This window comes from Paenibacillus sp. AR247 (assembly GCF_002968895.1).
Lineage (GTDB): Bacteria > Bacillota > Bacilli > Paenibacillales > Paenibacillaceae > Paenibacillus_AQ > Paenibacillus_AQ favisporus.
In genome coordinates this window covers 54769-55428 of record NZ_PCZT01000026.1, presented here as the reverse complement: position 1 = coordinate 55428, position 660 = coordinate 54769, and the positions used below count along the sequence as shown (strand labels likewise).

Here is a 660-nt window from a genome sequence, read left to right as displayed (position 1 = left end):
CTCGGAAAACCCTCGGCAATCAAATGCTTCTTGCTCTGTTCTGTATACGGCATATTAATAGAAGAAATCGTATCGATGATACGCCGGTTCTTCTCCTCCGGAACGTTCAGGTCGAAGCAGCGGTTTCCGGCCTCCATGTGTACCACGGGATATCCGAGTCTTTCGGCCAGAATCGCGCAAAGAGCGCTGTTGGTGTCTCCAAGAAGCAAAATTTTGCGGGCTGCTCCCGCTTCAGGATTTCTTCCATCTGGGAGAACATCGCGGACAGCTGCATTCCCAGGGAAGCTGCCGAGTCCTGCAGCACGTAATCGGGCTTTCGCAATTCCAGTTGGCTAAAAAAGATCCCGCTCAGCCTTTCTGCAAAATTCTGCCCGGTATGCACCAGCACGTGGCGCTCCGCATACCGGTCCAGCTTCGGAAGAACGAGACTGAGGCGGATGATTTCTGGCCTTGTACCCAAAATGGTCATAATTCTCATATCTTCCGTCTCCTAATTTATCGTTTCGCTGCCCTCCGTCGCCCGACGGATTTACGCTTCTTGCTCCTCGATCTTCGGAGGGTTTTTCCTCGCGCGGATCTTCGTGGCCTTTTCGCGAGCTTCTTCAACTTCCTTTTGCGGGTAATCCGTACATAATAGAATCTTCTTCGACTGGACCTCCG

At 52.1% G+C, this 660-nt stretch carries 1 pseudogene; it reads right to left on the bottom strand.

Features of this window, described 5'->3' with window-relative positions:
- Positions 1-478, bottom strand: a pseudogene (locus CPT76_RS34445) (UDP-N-acetylglucosamine 2-epimerase); the annotation flags it as partial.
- Between the last annotated feature and the right edge of the window lie 182 nt (positions 479-660).